The sequence below is a fragment of the Empedobacter sp. UBA6745 genome (assembly GCF_002453775.1).
GTDB lineage: Bacteria > Bacteroidota > Bacteroidia > Flavobacteriales > Weeksellaceae > Empedobacter > Empedobacter falsenii_C.
On sequence record NZ_DKHL01000012.1, the window covers coordinates 52,923 to 70,761 of the forward strand.

Here is a 17,839-nt window from a genome sequence, read left to right on the forward strand (position 1 = left end):
AATAATATAACGAATGAAAAAAATTACAGCAAGTTTATTGATTTTAGCATCAGGATTTACTTTTGCTCAAGATACAGGAGGAAATGATACTGGGAACGATTATACAAAATCTAATCCAATTTTAACTGGAGCTCCATTTTTAAGAATTTCTCCAGATGCACGTGCAGGTGGTTTAGGAGATCAAGGTGTGGCAACATCGACAGATAATTATTCACAATACTGGAATGCTGCAAAATATGCCTTTGCACCAGATTATTCAGGAGTAGCATTTACTTATACGCCATATATGGGATCTTTGGTGAATGATGTTTTCTTATTAAATGCAACTTATTATACTTTCTTAGGACAAGATGAGCGTAGTACATTAGGAGCAAGTATCTATTATTTCAATATGGGAGAAATAGAACTTAATCAATTGCAAGGAACTGATATTGTTTCGATGGGAAAAGCAAAGCCAAATGAATTCTCAATCGATTTATCATATGGTTTACGTTTAACAGATAATTACTCGATGGCGGTAACTGGTCGTTTCATTCGTTCCGATTTATTCAATGGAGTAAGCGATGGTACAGTTCAGCCAGCAAATACATTTGCAGTTGATTTAGCAGGTTATTATCAATCAGAAACAATGGATACCAACAATTTTGAAGGAAAATTACGTGGAGGTTTCCAAATCTCTAATATTGGTCCAAAATTAGATTATTCAAACTCAGAAGATAATGCATCTTATTTACCTACAACATTACGTTTAGGTGTTGGATATGATTTCAAATTTGATGATTACAATAAAGTAGGAATTACAACAGAATTTTCTAAATTATTAGTTCCAACTCCAACATATGAGAAAGATGAAAATGGAAATCCAATTCCTGGTACAGGATATATTCCTAATAAAGGAGTAATGTCTGGAATTTTTAGTTCATTTGGAGATGCTCCTGGAGGAGGAAAAGAGGAGTTAAAAGAAATTATGTATTCTGTAGGTGCAGAGTATTCTTATAATGATGCTTTGTTTATTCGTGCTGGTTATTTCCACGAAAGCCCAATGAAAGGAGATCGTCAACATTTGACATTAGGTTTAGGACTAAAATACAATGCGTTTGCATTTAATGCATCTTACTTAATTCCAATGTCTGATACAAACAATGCTTTAGAAAACACATTACGTTTCGGTATTGCTTGGAATTTTGGTGGAGAAACACAAAATAATTACGATTACTAGAAATCGTTAAGATTAAGTTATAATTGGCTAACCTTTTGGTTAGCCTTTTTTTATTTATTAACTTAAATCAAGTTTTAAATTAATAGTTAAAACTAATTTTACATCAATTAAAAAACTAAACTAATTATGTCTAACGTTGGATTAATTTTAGAAGAAAAAGCTGCTGATATAGGAAATTTTTTGGTAGGTAGATTGTTACCATTTCGTCAAAAAAGACATGTCGGACCATTTGTATTTATCGATCATATGGGACCAACAAAAATGAAAGATTATCAAAATCTTGATGTTGGACCGCACCCACATATTGGTTTATCAACTTTGACTTATTTATTTGAAGGTGCGATTATGCATCGCGATAGTTTGGGAACTGAATTAGAAATTCAGCCAGGAGCTGTGAATTGGATGACTGCAGGTAGGGGTGTTGTGCATTCTGAGCGAACTCCCGAATATTTACGTACAACTGAAAAAACATTACATGGTTTACAAATTTGGGTGGCTTTGCCAAAAGAATTAGAAAATATGGAGCCAAGTTTTGTTCACGTTGAAGCAGATAAATTACCAAATTGGTCAGACGAAAATGCAGATTATAAATTGATTGCTGGTAAGTTTGGTGAACATACTTCTGGCGTACCTGTTTATTCTCCTTTATATTTTATTGAGATTAAAGCTAAAAATGATTTCAAAGTTTCATTAGGAAAAGATTTGTATGGAGAATCTGCTTTGTATGTATTAGAAGGTTCTATCAAAGATGGAGGAGAGACTTACGGCACAAAACAATTATTAGTAGCGAAAGAAGCTACGTTATGTGAATTCGAAATTGCGGCTGGTTCTACCGTTTATATTTTTGGAGGTGAAGAATTACCAGAAGAACATTTTATCTTTTGGAATTTTGTAAGTTCTTCAAGAGAAACGATTGAAACGGCGAAGGAAAATTGGATTAATCATCGTTTTCCTAAAGTTCCTGGTGATGACGATTATGTTCCAATTCCGCTAGCGCAACAAAAATCTAAAGTAAAAGAAAACGAAAAATAAATTGATAATGAGTGATATTAATGTAACGTCAACTTCGACGGATAAAAACTATATTTCGAATATTAAAACAGGAAAACATGAGTTTAATGTAGATGAACCTTTAGATAAAGGAGGTTTAGATACAGCTCCAAAACCAAGCGAATTATTGGGAGCTGCGTTAGCTTCTTGTACTTCGATTACTTTGCAAATGTATATGAATCACAAAGAATTTACTTACAAAAAAGTTGAGGTCGATATCAATTTTGATATGATTACAACTGAGCCAATTACTTTTCAACGTCATGTTATCATAGAAGGCGATTTCGATGAAAAGCAACGAACAAGATTATTGAAAGTTGCAAATTCTTGTCCTGTACACAAAGTGCTAGAAAAAGGTCACGAGATAGAAACAACGATAGAGTTTATTTAATAAAAAAATCCACTTCATTTGAAGTGGATTTTTTTATCTTAATATTTTATCTAGCTAATCCTGGTTGGATATCCCGAAATTCCTTCGATTACAATTTTCGGATTACGTTTCAATAAAACAATTAATTGTCTTAATTTTTCTGCATTATAATCTTCATTAAACATATCATCGTGCATTAAAATTACCAAATGGTTTTTTTCGAATGTTTTATTTTGATCCAAACGATGTACAATTCCTTCGTAAATTTTTTCAGGCGAAGAAAGTTGATGATTTGCAGATTTTTTTCCACTTCTTTCCCATTCATAATCCCAACCGTAAATATAATATTGATTTTTAGCCAATAAGTCAGCTGCAGGAATTGCATTTTTTACTGGATCGTCTTTTTTACGTTTGTTCAAACGCCATGTGTTACGCGCAGGCAAACGCACCCAACGAGAATGTATATCTAATACCACCTCATTTTTGCGAATATCTTCGTAAACATTTTCTGGAACACTGTAAAAAGCTTTGTATTTGTTGCGAGCATGCGAAAAAGTATGGTTAGCAATTTCTACATTTGGATTAGCTTTATAATCTTCTACATGTTGTTTCAAATCTTTTGTAAAAGCATTAAAACCAACTAAGAAAACCGTTCCTTTTACATTTTCTTCGGTTAATATTTTATTGATATTTTTGCTTCCTTTATAAGGACCATCATCAAAAGTTAGGTAAACATATTGTTTTGTCGAATCAATAGGATTTTGCTTTTCTTCTTTTGCAATAGTATCTAATTGCAAAGCTGATGAGTCAATTTTTACTGTATAAATAGAATCAACATCATTCTGCAAAATTTCTTTTGGCTCAGAAGAAGTTGTTGTTTGATTTTGAACTGGATTATTTTCGTTTTTACAAGAAAAAACAAAAAGTAAAGTTCCAATTGCTAGAAAGCTTTTTAGATGTTTGTTGATAGTGAACATTGATTGTTTAGGTTTTGTGCGAAATTAATAATTTAATCTGATTTGAAATGTTAAATGATTGATGTTATTTATCAGATTATTAAGTATTTACGGTTTTTAATTGTTGTAAATATTGCTTAATAACTTGAATTACACCATCTTCATCGTTAGAAGGTGCTTTAAAATTTGCAACTTCTTTTACATTTGGATGAGCATTTTCCATTGCAAAACTATATTTAGCCAAATTTAGCATCTCTAAATCATTCATAAAATCCCCAAAAACAATGATTTCTTCAGAAGAAATATCCAATTTATTCATCAAAGCTTGTAATGCAACTCCTTTGTTCGATTTTTTGTTCATTACATCTAACCAAACTTCGCCAGAAACTACAACTTTTAATCCATATTTTTCAAAATCAACTAATTTTGGAAATACATTAAATTCTGTTCCATCAGCATGATTTACTGCAATTTTAATGAATTGTTCGTTTTTGATTTTAGTTAAATCATCAACCCAAATATTTTTGTCGTAATAATTCTTAAAATATTCTAAAAAAGTCTCATCTTTCGATTCTACATAAGCGGCATTTTTACCAGCCAAAACAATATTTGCACCTTCTATTTTACGTACTTCTTCTACGATTTCTTTTACAACAGACCAATCCAATTCGTCAACAAAAATTTCTTCACCTTTATAGGTCACATAGGTTCCGTTTTCAGCAATAATTGCCAATTCATCTTTTATATTTTCAAAATAAGAAATGATACTATAATATTGACGACCACTTGCAGGCACAAATGTGATGTTGTTTTCTTTTAATTCTTCGTAAATTTTATTGAATTCTGGACTTAATGAATGATCAGAACGCAACAAAGTTCCGTCCATATCTGTCACGATTAATTTTATATTTTGCATTGATTTTTTCTTAAATAAAAAAAGGCCTCATAATTGAGACCTTAAAGTTAGTTATAAATTTTTGTTTTGTTCTTCTGCGTCGCCAACCATATTTCGGACAATTCCTGGATTCGAATGCTTTTTCTTCATTTTCAAATTCAAGAATTCGACTAAAACAGAGAATCCCATTGCAAAATAAATGTATCCTTTCGAAATGTGTTGATCAAATCCTTCTGCTAACAACGAAACACCGATTAATAATAAGAATGATAAAGCCAACATTTTAACCGTTGGATGATCGTTCACAAATTTAGAAACCGCACTTGCTGAAAGCATCATAACAGCAACCGCAATAATCACAGCCGCAATCATAACTTCGATATGTTCTGCCATACCAACTGCTGTAATCACAGAATCTAATGAGAAAACAATGTCTAAAATTAAGATTTGTACAATAGTTCCTGCAAAAGAATGTACTTTCACTTTTCCTTCAGTTTCTTCAACACCTTCTATTTTGTGGTGAATTTCTACAGTAGACTTATAAATCAAGAATAATCCTCCGATTAATAAAATCAAATCTCGACCAGAGATAGCTAATTTTTCTAACCATTCGGTTGAAGTAATGCCAATCCATTCGCCGATATTGAATAGAGGAGTGGTAAGACTCATCACCCAGCTTAACGAGAATAAAAGGATTACACGTGTAAACATGGCTAAAAATAAACCAAGCTGTTGTGCTTTCTTTTGCTGATGTGCAGGTAATTTTCCTGACAAAATAGAGATAAAAACAATATTATCAATCCCTAAAACGATTTCTAACATTGTTAATGTAAATAATGCAACTAATGCATCTGGTTGTAAAAAAATACTAAAATCCATCGATTAATTTTGAAGTTTCGAAAATACAACGAAGAATAAGAATTAAAGTTTGAGTAATAATTATTTGATGTTAATTTAACATTAAAACATATACAAAATTATTTACAGATTAAATCAATTAAATCGTTTTAGCAATATAGAATTAAACTCTACTTTTGCGAAAAAGGCTTAGAATGATTTCAAAAGTTCAACTTCGGTTGCAGTTTCTCGTACTTCTTTGGGGATTTACAGGAGTTTTCGGAAAATTAGTCACAATGAGTGCGTTGCCAATGGTTTGGTATCGTGTTCTTATTGGGGCAATTGCTGTTTTTATCTATATGAAATTCAGAAAAATGGATTTCAAAGTGACCAAAAACGAATTATTGAGATTACTTGCTATTGGTGGAATTGTAGGAATACATTGGTTTACATTTTATTTGTCAATCAAACTTTCTAATATCTCAATTGCGTTGAGTACATTATCGATGGGCGCGCTTTTTAGTGCGATTTTAGAACCTATTTTCTTTAAACGAAAAATTAATCTGCTCGAAATTATTCTTGCCATAATCGTTTCTGCTTGTGTAGCTGTTATTTTTAATGCATCGCCAGAAGATTATAAATTAGGAATTATCATCGGTATTCTATGTAGTTTCCTTTCCGCATTGTTTGCAGTTCTTAATTCGAGATTACCAAAATCAATCAAACCGACTAAAGTTACTTTATACGAAATGATTGGTGGAGTGATCACGCTTTCGGTGGTGATGATTCTTTTTCAACCAGAAGCTATTTCTGAAGTTGTAAATATCAGTTGGTCAAACTTAGGATGGCTGACGTTGCTTGGCGTCATTTTTACAGCTTTTGCACAAATAGAATCAGTTGATTTACTGAAACATGTAAGTGCTTTTACGTTGATGCTGAACGTAAATTTAGAACCAGTTTATGGCATCATTTTGGCAAGTCTTATTTTTGGAGATTCAGAACATATGAATCCTATATTTTATATTGCTACAGGGGTAATGGTACTTTCTATCATTATGAACGGAATATTAAAAACAAGATTTTCTAAATAATTTATTGTCAAAAAGACGCATTTGTTTTAAAGAATGCTTATCATTTAATATCTTTGCTTCAATTGAAAAGTAAACCATAATCACATGATACACTCTATTATTACAGGTGTTGGGCATTATGTTCCCGAAAGAGTTGTTACAAACTTTGATTTAGCTGAGGTGATGGACACCAATGACGAATGGATTCAGGAACGTACAGGGATTGTCGAAAGAAGACATATCGAGCCAGGTTCTAAGATTTCGTCTACAGATTTGGGTGTTATTGCGGCTAAAAATGCGTTAGAAGATGCAGGAATCACTGCTCAAGATATCGATTTTATCTTATTTGCGACTTTATCTCCCGATTACTATTTCCCTGGAAATGGTGTGTTGGTACAAAAAGAGTTAGGTTGTCGTACGATTGGGGCAATGGATATTCGTAATCAATGTTCTGGTTTTGTGTATGCGTTATCAACTGCTGATGCTTTTATCAAGGCTGGTGTTTACAAAAATATTTTGGTGATTGGAGCAGAAGTTCATTCATTCGGATTGGATATGTCGGATGAAGGTCGTGGTGTTTCAGTAATTTTTGGAGATGGAGCAGGAGCGGTAATTGTTTCGGCATCGGAAGAAGAAGGACGTGGAATTTTATCGACGAATTTACATTCTGAAGGAGAATTTGCTGAAGAATTAGCAGTTACTTTCCCAGGAACAAAAACAGGTTGGTCGGATGAATTATTGAAAGAAGGAAACACTTTAACTAAAAAAGAAATTTATCCATATATGAATGGAAACTATGTTTTCAAACATGCGGTAACTCGTTTTCCTGAATCAATTATCGAAGCTTTATCGGCTGCAAATAAAAAGCCAGAAGATTTAGATTTATTTATTCCACATCAAGCGAATTTGCGTATTTCTCAATTTGTACAAAAACAATTGGGATTACCTGATGAGAAAGTCTACAACAACATTATGCGTTATGGAAATACAACAGCAGCCTCTATTCCGATTGCATTGAGTGAGGCAAAGCAAGAAGGTAAAATCAAAAAAGGAGACTTAGTAATGATGACTGCTTTTGGAGCTGGATTTACATGGGGTTCTGTGTTGATGAACTGGTAAACATAAGTTAGAAATTAGATTTACGAATTTAGAATATATGAAAAACCCTTCACTGAAAAGTGAAGGGTTTTTTGGTTATATTCATAAAGTTAGCAATAGAAACAACATCATTTACAAAAACGCCATTTTGTGTCCGCATTTGTCCGCTTCTGTCCACATTTGTCCACTTTTGTCCGGTTGTTTTTTATTCAATAATAGTATTGTAGTAAAATAAAAACCTCGCTAAACCTCTATTCATCATAGGTAGATAAGATTCGTCTTTTTGGTCGATTTTTAGCTTGTTCGACCATCGTTCGACCATTGTTCGACGAATCTTCGGAAAAACGGCATTCTCGTCGAAGAACGGTGGAAGAAAACACGAGCGAAAGTGGGAGATAATTTATAGAATTGTAGTTATTACAATAATGGGTATTGATTGTTATTTTTTGGTATATTTGATTGTTAACTATAGTTTTATGAAAGAATTGGAGGGATTTACGAAACTTTTTTGGTTGAATCTATTTCAAAAGTAGAATGGAAAGAAATATTGCTTTCGTGGAAAGAATTTTTTGAAAGTTAAGTTTACAATATAAATTAATTTAAAAAATATGGAGTATGATTAGAGAATTAATAGAAAAGTATAAACTCAATTTTCAAAATAGAGTTGATGAAGACGGAGAAATAGATAAATTTCCAGAGACAAATATAGATCAATTAACAAATCTTTTATATGAATGGAAAGCGGAAGATATTGATAGTAATGAACATGGATTATTAGCAGATATAGATGAAGCACTTACGAATCAAAATAGTGAAATTGAGTCAGGAAGTACAACGGTACTTATCCTAATTTATCAAAATGAAGTACGATTTGTTGGGGCTTGGTCTGAAGAAACTTATTCTATATCAATACCAACACAAGACTTCAAAGAAATCGTGATTGGTTGGAGAGATTTTTTACTTACGCCACCACTTAATGGTACTAAAATGTCTTAGCATTATGAAAAATGTAGATTTAATTTTTGAAGATTTATATAAAAAATCTTCGAATATATTTAATTTGAATAATGAAAATAAGGTTTCTAGTATTTTATTATTTAAAGATTATATTTCACACCTAAAAGAATGGAAAGAATTATTAGGTACTGATTACAGACCATTTGGGACATCTCTAAATTTACAAGAAAATAATCTTATTAAAGATGTTAATGAGGATTTCTTAAAAGAGCTAACTTCTTTTGAAGTTTTTTTTAACAATTTTAAAGATAAATTTAAAATTGATGAAAATCTAATAGGTGGAAGGGTAATAAATTACTGGTTTATTTATATATATACTGGGAATTTTTCAAACAAAAAGAAAAGTTTATAAAAATTAAAGATTATTCTAATCCATATAATAGTCTTATTAAGCTTTTTAAAAATGATAATATTTATATAAGAGAAGGAATAAATGTTTCGGGAGTTACTATGAGAAATAGTAGTATGAGTCTGAGATTACCTTCATTAGATGATGATTTCTTAGATTATATCGATTCAAAATGTAAGTTAGTTGGTAGCGATGGTATTCCTAACCAAGAAAGAGTAAACGAACTTTGGGAAGAGTTTCAACAAATAGAATAAGTTTAATAAACCTCAGATTTTGTCTGAGGTTTTTGTTTTATAAAAAAATCTCTTTGATAGAAACATCAAGGGGAAAATTGAGATTTTAATTGAATAGAAAAATTTATAAGTTTTTTTAAAAAAATTAAGAACTGAAAACTATAATAATTGTATCAATACTTTTCCCAATTTCCTAACAAAATTCATTACAATTTTATAACGAAAATCTATTCGATATTGGTTATATTTGTAGAGTTTAAATTAATTATAATAATAAATCAAAATAAAACTATATGAGTTCTTATGATGTAGCCGTAATTGGTGCTGGACCTGGAGGATATGTTGCAGCTATTCGCGCAGCGCAATTAGGATTTAAAACAGCAATTATCGAGAAAGAAAGTTTAGGAGGTACATGTCTTAACGTAGGATGTATTCCGTCAAAAGCTTTATTAGATTCTTCTCACCACTATTACGATGCTGTAAATCACTTTAAAGAGCACGGAATCGAAATCGATGCTCCAAAGGTAAACTTCACTCAAATGATTGCTCGCAAGGTAGGTGTTGTAGATACTAACGTAGCTGGTATCAAATACTTGATGAGTAAAAATAATATTGATGTTTTAGAAGGAACAGGTGCTTTTAAAGACGCAACTCATATCGTTGTAACTGCTAAAGACGGTTCTACTCAAGAAATTGAAGCTAAAAATACAATCATCGCAACTGGATCAGTTTCATCTGAATTACCATTTGCACCAACAGATAAAACTCGTATCATCACTTCTACAGAAGCATTAGCTTTAACAGAAGTTCCGAAACACTTAATCGTTATCGGTGGTGGTGTTATCGGATTAGAGTTAGGATCTGTTTACTTACGTTTAGGTTCTCAAGTAACAGTTGTAGAATATGCAGACCGCGTTATTCCAGGAATGGATGGTGCTTTGTCTAAAGAATTGACAAAAGTATTGAAAAAACAAGGAATGAAATTCCACACTTCTACAGGTGTAACTTCTGTTGTAAATAACGGAAATGATGTTACATTAAAAGCAACTTCTAAAAAAGGAGAAGAAATTGAAATTAACGGAGATTACGCTTTAGTAGCTGTTGGTCGTCGTGCTTTCACAGGATCTTTAGGTTTAGAAAATGTAGGAGTAGAGGTTGACGAAAGAGGTCGTATCAAAACAAACGATCACTTACAAACGAATGTTTCTAACATTTATGCGATTGGTGACGTTGTTGCTGGTGCAATGTTAGCACACAAAGCAGAAGAAGAAGGTGTTTTAGTTGCTGAGCAATTAGCAGGTCAAAAACCTCATATTAACTATAACTTAATTCCTGGTGTTGTTTATACTTGGCCAGAAGTTGCAGGAGTTGGTAAAACAGAAGAGCAATTAAAAGAAGAAGGAGTAGAATACAAAGTTGGTTCTTTCCCATTCAAAGCTTTAGGACGTGCTCGTGCATCTATGGATACAGATGGTTTTGCTAAAATTTTAGCTGATAAAAACACAGACGAAATCTTAGGAATGCATATTATTGGTGCTCGTGCTGCAGATTTAATTGCAGAAGGAGTTGTAGCAATGGAATTCCGTGCATCTGCAGAGGATTTAACAAGAATGTCTCATGCTCACCCAACATTCTCAGAAGCGATCAAAGAAGCTGCTTTAGCTGCAACAGACAATCGTCCAATTCACGCTTAATCAAATAGATTTAAGATAAATTCTAAAAAGCTGTTCGTAAGAGCAGCTTTTTTTGTTATTTTTAAGCATTAATTCCAAAAAATGAAATATTTAAAAAGTCTATTTGTTCTGATTTCTCTTACTGCATCTACATTTTCTTTAGCTTGTTTAAATGGAGAGAGTAAAATACTTTCTACAGATTCTTATATTTATGAAGATAGAGAAGGTAATATTCCGCATGGACACACGTTTTATACAGAGAATTTGGATAATGATTTAAAGAAAATTGATAGTTTGTTAGCTGTAAAACCTGACGCTGATTTACTTAGTGATAAAGGTTTGATTTTGATTTTGCAAAGAAAATATCAACAAGCGATAGATTTGTATTTAGAAGTTGAGAAAAAATATCCAAACAGATATTCTACAGCTTCTAATATTGGAACTGCATACGAATTGATTGGTGATAATGAAAATGCTTTAAAATGGATTTCGAAAGCTTTGGTTTTAAATCCAGATTCGCATAATAAATCGGAATGGATTCATCAAAATATTCTAAAAATTAAGTTGAAACAATTACAATTATCAAGCGAAAGTTTGATTAATAGAGATTTTGGAAATGAAGATTTTCCAGTTTCAACATTAAGTAAAGAGGATTTGAATAGTCTAAAAAATCAGCTTTATTTTCAATTGAATGAAAGACGTTCCTTTATTCAGCCAAAAGATGAAATAATGGCTCAATTGTTATTTGATTATGGTAATATTCTTTTATTATTAGGAGAGAAGGAAGCAAAAGAAGTTTATGAAATAGCCAAACAATACGGATTTTCAAACGAATTAATTGACAGAAGAATAGAAGAATCAAAATCAATAAAATCTTATTCATCATCTAATAGTAATGAAGAAAATTCGTTAAAAAAATTCTTTCAGAAAAATTGGGATACAATATTAATTACTCTTTTATCAATAATAATTTTCTTTTTTGTTTTTAAAGCAAAAGAACGAAAGAGAAGAAATTAGTTTTCCTTAAAGTAAATAGGATTTGGATAAAGAAATTCATAATTAAACTCGTCTTGAATTTTTTGACTTGAAATTATTTTTCCTTCTCTATTTTTAGAAATAATAATTTTTTTGTTTAATTGATATTCTAACACTTCTTCTTTGGTAGGATGTTTTGGTGCAACAATATTATAAATGGATGAATTTTTATTTGAATTAATCATTTTTTCGATCACTTGGCAAATATCTAGATAATGTATATGATTCACCATTTGAGATAGATTTTGACTATTTAAATCTATATATTTAGAAAGAAATCTATCGTCTCCCATTAATCCGCCTAAGCGTAAAATAATCAATTGATTAAATTTTTCTTTTAATTGATTTTCAATTGAATAATAAGGATTATTTAAATAAATAGTTTCAATTGAGCTTTCAGAAATAATTTCATTATTTTCAGGATAAATAGCTGTTGAACTTAACAAAATAAGTTGATTGTTATAATCTCCTAAAAAGTCAATCAAGTGTTGAAACCGTTGTTGTAAATCTTCTAAATTATTTCTTCTTCCAAATGGAATTGTCACAATAACAAAGTTATAATTCGATGAGATTTTCTCAGCTTTATAATTATCAAAATCGATTGAAAAACAATTTTCTGCATCCGAAATTCGTTTCGTAGTTTCAATCAAAAATTGCTTTTCTAAATACTTTTCTAATCTCGATCCAAACCAACCTTTTCCAATAATCAATCCTTTTTTCATTCAATTTTATTAAACAATAAATATAAGACTGTTCTATTTTCTAACCGAAAATAACTTTCTATTTTTGCCAAATGTTAGAAATTCTTTATCAAGACGAATATATTATTGCCATTAACAAACCGAGCGGATTGTTGGTTCACAAATCTTTTTATGCTCGTGATGCATCTGTTTTTGCGGTTCAAGAATTACGCAATCAAATCGGTGGGTAACATGTTTATCCTATTCATCGTTTGGATCGCAAAACTTCAGGAGTTTTGCTTTTTGCTTTAGATAAGGAAAGTTTAAAAGTTATGAATGATCGATTTGCAACACGCGAAGTTGAGAAAAAATACTTGGCTATTTTGCGTGGTTGGGCTCCCGAAGAAATGACGATTGATTATGATTTGACGAATGATGATGGTGTAAAGCAAAATGCAATTACCTATTTTCATCGTTTGCAAACTGCCGAAATTGATTTAGAGTATAACAGTCATCCGACTTCACGTTATTGTTTGGTAGAAGCAATTCCCGAAACTGGTCGTATGCATCAATTACGCAAGCATTTTCGTCATATTTTTCATCCAATTTTAGGAAGTCGCCCGCATGGTTGTAATAAACAAAATAAATTGTGGTTGGAGATTTTTGGATTGAAAGGAATGATGCTTCACGCTCATCAATTGGTATTTAATCATCCAATAACAAATGAACAACTAATTTTGAATGCTAAGATAAATGAAGAATTTTCTAAAGTTGGAGATATTCTTGGTTTGGATTTAGAAAAATATAAATAATCTTAATTAATGTTTTTCAATTTATCATTTATATAAAATTTAAAATTCAGACGTTAAATAATTGAAATTGAGAATAATATTTCGTAAAATTGTAAGACCAAAAACTCTTGCTTATGAAACATTATTTTTACTCATTTTTTACTTTATTTCTTTTATTTAATTGTTCAGAAAATAAACCTGAAATTAAAAAGCTTACTCAACAAGAATTAACAGAAACAACAGAATTTAAAGAAGCTTCATCCGAAAAAAAACAATTATTTTCTGAACTTAAAGCTTTTCAGAAAGATTTACAAACTAAACAAGCGCAAAAAATTCCAGATTATTTGGATTGTCCAAAACGTATCGAAGAATTAGATTTGAATACCAAAAATACTGCGATTAGGACAGATGTTGAAGCAAATTCGTTTCGATTATCAACAAATTTAGTCACAGATAATTTTGATTTGATTTACAATGAATTAGATTTGAATATTATAAATGAAGCAATAAAATCTATTCCAGAAACGGATTTATTGGCAAATGATAATGTTTCAACTAATGTAAAAATTGGCGAATGCGATTATCATACTTCAATTTTGATGAAGAACAAAGAAGTTGAATTTGATATTAAATCTGTTACTCCAAATTCCGAATGCAAGAAAGATCAAAAATGGAAATTTGTTTCGAATGGCGAAATTTTGGTTTTAGATCATCGAAAAATGTTATAATAAACGAAAAAGAAGTTCAAAATTGAACTTCTTTTTTGTTATTTTTAATGTGAATGCACATGCATAGAAACCGTGAGATAAGCGAGAATAAATCCGACCAAAATAGAACCGAATTTTTTCAGATTAAATTTGTGTCCTTCATTACTTTCGAACAAAATTACGGTTGAAATATGTAAAAATATTCCCGAAACAATTGCGCTCATTTCCAAAGAATAATTAGAAATAATGGTATGTTTTCCTAAGAAATATCCCATTGGAGCGGCTAATGCAAACAAAGTCATAAACAGAAAACGTTTTGCGTTAGATTCTGTATGTTGACATAGTGCGCTAAACAAAATCATCGAAACTGGAATATTATGAACAAAAATTGCCCACATAAAATTGTGAGATTCTGCATTTGCAACAGGGATTCCTTCGATAATTGAATGTAAAAACAATCCGCCAAAAATTCCGAAAGGAAATTGCTCTTTTTTGTGTAAATGAATATGTCCGTGCTCAACGCCTTTACTGATCGTTTCTAAAATATATTGCACAACAACACCTAATAAAACAAACAATCCTATCGAATGATGACTATGATTTTCAGATGGATGTCCATAGACTTGCGGTAAAATTTCTAAAACGGTCATCGCTAAGAAATATGCTCCACTAAAGGTCAGCAGCAGTTTTGAGTTGTGTTTATTTTTGAGTAATATTCGCGAAAATAAAACTCCAATTAACACACTTGAAATTAAGATTAAACTTTCTTTCATTTGTTTAAAACTAAAATTAATCGGTCAGAAGTTTGTTCATCAAAAGCATCAAGATTATAATTTCCAAATACTTTATCTAAAATAAAACCTTCTGTTTCGTATATTTTTTTGAAATCGTTGAAATAAATTAAACGAACAAACTCTTCAAAATGAAATGTTTCACCTTTATCTGCGAAATCAATTTCTTTTTTGATAAAACCATTTTCGACAGATTTTGTGATTTTGAATAAAACTCCATCAATCAGTTTTTCTTCATAAGGAATCATTGTCGAAACTACTTTTTCAGCATTCAAATAATCTAAAACAAAGATTCCATGCGATTTGATTTGTTGTTTTACAGCTTCAAAAACTTTAAAATTATCTTCATAATTCTCAAAATAACCAAAACTTGTAAAAAGATTGAAAACTGCATCAAATTCGTTTGGATGATAGACTTCGCGCATATCATGTTTTTCAAATTTTAAATATTCATTTTCAAATTGTTTGGCGTATTTAATACTTTCTTCAGATAAATCGATACCTAAAACATCAAAACCTAATTTATTTAATGTAATAGCGTGTCGTCCCTTTCCACAAGCTAAATCTAACACTTTTGCTTGTTGTGGAAGCTGTAAATATTTCGTGATTTTTTGAATAAAATCTTCCGCTTCTGTAAGACTTCTGTTCTTGTATAAAATATGATAATATGGCGAGTTAAACCATTTTACAAACCATTGTAAATCCATTGTTGTTATTTTTGGCAATTTGGGCAAGTTCCTGTGATGACGCAATTGCAATCTTGCATCGAAAATCCTTCGGGTAAATTAATTTTTATTTCTTCTTTTAAACAAATAAGTTGATTGCAAGTCGTGCAACGAAAATGAAAATGATCGTGGTGATGCTGTGTATGTTCGCAACACGTTTTGCACATGGCAAAATAATTTACGCCGTCATCTCCCACAACTTTATGCATTATTCCGTCTTCGCAAAAATTATTCAGAATACGATAAATCGTTGCTCTGTCCATTTTTCCTTGTAATTGCGTTTCAATTTGTTCCTGATTTAATGCAGTCGTACACGAATTGAACAAATCAATAACCGCTTGTTTGGTTGGTGTATTTCGTCTTTTCATTTCTTAATGCAAATATGTTGCAATAATACAAATTTTATGTGAAATAAAAAATCCTATTCGAAAGTGAATAGGATTTTTTTATGTTTGATTCTGAAATGAGTTCAGAATGGCTTTTTGTTAAAATTAAATTGATTTACTTCAAAATAGCCTCACATTTTTCTTTTAACCAAGCAGTTTCTTTTTCTTCTAAGAATGGAGAAATTTTCTCGAAAACAAATTGATGATAAGTATTTAACCATGTAATTTCTTCGTTTGCCATTAAATTAACATCAATCAAATTTTTCTCAATTGGGAAAACTGTAATAATCTCAAACTTCAAGAAATCACCAAATTGAGTAGACATCGCAGGTTGAACAATCATTAGATTCTCAATTCTAATTCCGTATTCGCCATCACGATACAAACCAGGCTCGTTAGAAAGCACCATTCCAGCTTTTAGTGGCGTTAAATTCTCCTCTAAACGAATACTTTGTGGACCTTCGTGCACACATAAGAAATGACCAACTCCGTGTCCAGTTCCGTGACCATAATTGAAACCGTTTTCCCAAAGCGCTTTACGCGACAAAACATCTAATAAAGAACCACGAGAATTAACAGGAAAAATAGCTTCTGATAAACCAATATTTCCTTTTAGAACTAAAGTATAATCTGTTTTTTGTTGCGCCGTTGGTTCTCCTAACATCAATGTACGCGTAATATCTGTTGTTCCTTCCAAAAACTGAGCTCCAGAATCGATTAATAACATTTCTTTGCGACCTAATGTATAAGCAGTTTCAGGCGAAGCAGAGTAGTGGTTCATTGCTCCGTGATCCGCGTAACCACAGATTGTTCCGAAACTTGCACCTTTACAATTTTCCTGTTGAGAACGGAAAAATTTCAATTGCTCATCAACTGTAACTTCATTAATATTATTGTCGATATTTTCTTCTAACCACATGAAGAATTTAGTTAAAGCAACACCATCTTTTACCATAGCATTTCTGAAACCTTCTTGCTCGATTTCATTTTTAACAGATTTTAAGTTTGTTACTGGAGAAGCAACTAAATTAATTGTTGACGAAGCTGAAATTGCTTCGTATAATGACTGATTGATTCGATTTCCATCTACCAATACATGTGATTTTTCGTTCTGATTTTTTAAATAATCATATATCGCTAAATAAGGTTGAATTGTAATTCCTTCATTTGCTAAAGCAGTTTTTGTTTCTGGAGTTACTTTCGCTTCATCTATAAATAAATAAGCGTTTTCTGTATCTACAGCAGCATACGAAATTGTCAATGGATTATAGTTAACATCATTTCCACGAATATTAAATAACCACGCAATTTCGTCCAACGAATTCATGATATATACATTTGTATTCGCTTTTTTCATCTCATTGCGTACTTCCGAAATTTTTTCTGAAGCTGATTTTCCAGCAAATTTTACATCATAAATATAAAACGGATTCTCTGGTAAAGCAGGACGATTTTGCCAAGCTAAATCAATTAAATCAATATTTTTTACTGAAAGTTGATTAAATGAAAACTCTTTAAAATTTTCTGCAAAAGCATTGTGCGCAAACATTTGTGGATTAAGACCTACAACTTCTCCTTCTTTTAGTTGAGAGATAATCCATTCGTTGATAGAAGGAGTTTCTGGCATTCTCATTTTCATCAACTCAAAAGTCGTGTCTTTTAATTTATCTTCTGCCTGAATAAAATATCTCGAATCTGTCCAAACAGCCGCTTTTTCTAACGTAACAACTGCAGTTCCAGCCGAACCATTAAAGCCTGAAATCCATGTACGCTCTTTCCAACGATTTGGTAAATATTCGCTTCCGTGTGGATCTGTTCCCGGAATAATTGTTGCGCTAACCCCACTTTGTTTCATAACCTCTCTCAAAGCTGAAAGACGATCTGTGATTTTTTCCATTTTATATCGAATTCTAAAAAATTAAACTTTAATAGCCGAAAGGTACGAAGAATGTCGATG

21 protein-coding genes are annotated in these 17,839 nt (G+C 31.2%); 13 read left to right on the plus strand and 8 right to left on the minus strand.

Annotated features, from left to right (window positions below):
- Positions 1-13: 13 nt before the first annotated feature.
- The 3 genes from porV (at position 14) to B4H69_RS04760 (ending at position 2,660) form a co-directional block, all read left to right on the plus strand.
- Entirely contained in the window at positions 14-1,219 is a 1,206-nt protein-coding gene (gene porV / locus B4H69_RS04750) for a type IX secretion system outer membrane channel protein PorV (RefSeq protein WP_038331444.1), read from the plus strand.
- A gap of 126 nt (positions 1,220-1,345) precedes the next feature.
- Complete coding sequence (locus tag B4H69_RS04755) at positions 1,346-2,251, plus strand: pirin family protein (RefSeq protein ID WP_280046230.1); 906 nt, start codon at positions 1,346-1,348, stop codon at positions 2,249-2,251.
- Positions 2,252-2,258: 7 nt separating this feature from the next.
- A complete protein-coding gene (locus tag B4H69_RS04760; protein ID WP_219034984.1) occupies positions 2,259-2,660 on the plus strand; it encodes an OsmC family protein in 402 nt (133 codons plus the stop codon).
- A gap of 50 nt (positions 2,661-2,710) precedes the next feature.
- Here B4H69_RS04760 and B4H69_RS04765 read toward each other — a convergent pair whose 3' ends face one another.
- The 3 genes from B4H69_RS04765 to B4H69_RS04775 form a co-directional block, all read right to left on the minus strand.
- The gene (locus tag B4H69_RS04765; protein ID WP_280046231.1) at positions 2,711-3,616 is read right to left on the minus strand and encodes a polysaccharide deacetylase family protein; all 906 of its coding nucleotides are present in this window, start codon (positions 3,614-3,616) and stop codon (positions 2,711-2,713) included.
- 79 nt (positions 3,617-3,695) lie between these two features.
- Positions 3,696-4,511: an HAD family hydrolase gene (locus B4H69_RS04770; protein ID WP_280046232.1), complete on the minus strand. Its 816-nt coding sequence runs from the start codon at positions 4,509-4,511 to the stop codon at positions 3,696-3,698.
- Between the two features lie 51 nt (positions 4,512-4,562).
- The gene (locus B4H69_RS04775) at positions 4,563-5,369 is read right to left on the minus strand and encodes a TerC family protein (protein ID WP_038331456.1); all 807 of its coding nucleotides are present in this window, start codon (positions 5,367-5,369) and stop codon (positions 4,563-4,565) included.
- 173 nt (positions 5,370-5,542) lie between these two features.
- Between B4H69_RS04775 and B4H69_RS04780 the strand changes: the two genes are divergently transcribed.
- From B4H69_RS04780 to B4H69_RS04810, 7 genes are all read left to right on the plus strand, one after another.
- Positions 5,543-6,418 (plus strand): DMT family transporter, encoded by an 876-nt coding sequence (locus B4H69_RS04780; RefSeq protein ID WP_038331459.1) that lies wholly within the window; start codon positions 5,543-5,545, stop codon positions 6,416-6,418.
- Between the two features lie 84 nt (positions 6,419-6,502).
- Positions 6,503-7,516 (plus strand): beta-ketoacyl-ACP synthase III, encoded by a 1,014-nt coding sequence (locus B4H69_RS04785; protein WP_038331461.1) that lies wholly within the window; start codon positions 6,503-6,505, stop codon positions 7,514-7,516.
- Positions 7,517-8,110: 594 nt separating this feature from the next.
- Entirely contained in the window at positions 8,111-8,491 is a 381-nt protein-coding gene (locus tag B4H69_RS04790) for a hypothetical protein (RefSeq protein ID WP_115000754.1), read from the plus strand.
- A 4-nt stretch (positions 8,492-8,495) separates the two neighbouring features.
- Positions 8,496-8,864: a hypothetical protein gene (locus tag B4H69_RS04795; protein WP_147280003.1), complete on the plus strand. Its 369-nt coding sequence runs from the start codon at positions 8,496-8,498 to the stop codon at positions 8,862-8,864.
- Positions 8,865-8,977: 113 nt separating this feature from the next.
- Positions 8,978-9,115 (plus strand): hypothetical protein, encoded by a 138-nt coding sequence (locus tag B4H69_RS04800; protein ID WP_180904562.1) that lies wholly within the window; start codon positions 8,978-8,980, stop codon positions 9,113-9,115.
- Positions 9,116-9,387: 272 nt separating this feature from the next.
- Positions 9,388-10,788, plus strand: a complete 1,401-nt coding sequence (gene lpdA / locus B4H69_RS04805) for a dihydrolipoyl dehydrogenase (protein ID WP_038331480.1) — start codon at positions 9,388-9,390, stop codon at positions 10,786-10,788.
- A gap of 81 nt (positions 10,789-10,869) precedes the next feature.
- On the plus strand, positions 10,870-11,784 hold the full coding sequence (locus B4H69_RS04810; RefSeq protein WP_291092937.1) for a tetratricopeptide repeat protein: 915 nt from the start codon (positions 10,870-10,872) through the stop codon (positions 11,782-11,784).
- Here B4H69_RS04810 and B4H69_RS04815 read toward each other — a convergent pair.
- The gene (locus B4H69_RS04815) at positions 11,781-12,524 is read right to left on the minus strand and encodes a hypothetical protein (protein ID WP_291092940.1); all 744 of its coding nucleotides are present in this window, start codon (positions 12,522-12,524) and stop codon (positions 11,781-11,783) included. The genes B4H69_RS04810 and B4H69_RS04815 overlap by 4 nt on opposite strands.
- 71 nt (positions 12,525-12,595) lie before the next feature.
- Here B4H69_RS04815 and B4H69_RS04820 point away from each other — a divergent pair, with 71 nt between their 5' ends.
- The 3 genes from B4H69_RS04820 to B4H69_RS04830 all read left to right on the plus strand — a co-directional run bounded on the left by B4H69_RS04820 (position 12,596) and on the right by B4H69_RS04830 (position 14,001).
- The gene (locus B4H69_RS04820) at positions 12,596-12,733 is read left to right on the plus strand and encodes a hypothetical protein (protein WP_291092943.1); all 138 of its coding nucleotides are present in this window, start codon (positions 12,596-12,598) and stop codon (positions 12,731-12,733) included.
- Positions 12,734-12,745: 12 nt separating this feature from the next.
- Positions 12,746-13,294 carry a pseudouridine synthase gene (locus B4H69_RS04825; RefSeq protein ID WP_291092959.1) on the plus strand — a complete coding sequence of 183 codons (549 nt, stop codon included), beginning with the start codon at positions 12,746-12,748 and terminating at the stop codon, positions 13,292-13,294.
- Between the two features lie 113 nt (positions 13,295-13,407).
- Positions 13,408-14,001 (plus strand): hypothetical protein, encoded by a 594-nt coding sequence (locus tag B4H69_RS04830; protein WP_291092946.1) that lies wholly within the window; start codon positions 13,408-13,410, stop codon positions 13,999-14,001.
- A 44-nt stretch (positions 14,002-14,045) separates the two neighbouring features.
- Here the strand turns inward: B4H69_RS04830 and B4H69_RS04835 are convergent, their stop codons facing one another.
- The 4 genes from B4H69_RS04835 to B4H69_RS04850 all read right to left on the minus strand — a co-directional run bounded on the left by B4H69_RS04835 (position 14,046) and on the right by B4H69_RS04850 (position 17,779).
- Positions 14,046-14,753, minus strand: a complete 708-nt coding sequence (locus tag B4H69_RS04835; RefSeq protein WP_221855878.1) for a ZIP family metal transporter — start codon at positions 14,751-14,753, stop codon at positions 14,046-14,048.
- Entirely contained in the window at positions 14,750-15,496 is a 747-nt protein-coding gene (locus B4H69_RS04840; protein ID WP_291092948.1) for a class I SAM-dependent methyltransferase, read from the minus strand. The genes B4H69_RS04835 and B4H69_RS04840 overlap by 4 nt, the downstream gene beginning before the upstream one ends.
- On the minus strand, positions 15,484-15,864 hold the full coding sequence (locus tag B4H69_RS04845; RefSeq protein ID WP_291092951.1) for a Fur family transcriptional regulator: 381 nt from the start codon (positions 15,862-15,864) through the stop codon (positions 15,484-15,486). The genes B4H69_RS04840 and B4H69_RS04845 overlap by 13 nt, the downstream gene beginning before the upstream one ends.
- A gap of 133 nt (positions 15,865-15,997) precedes the next feature.
- A complete protein-coding gene (locus B4H69_RS04850) occupies positions 15,998-17,779 on the minus strand; it encodes an aminopeptidase P family protein (protein ID WP_291092954.1) in 1,782 nt (593 codons plus the stop codon).
- Positions 17,780-17,839 lie beyond the last annotated feature (60 nt).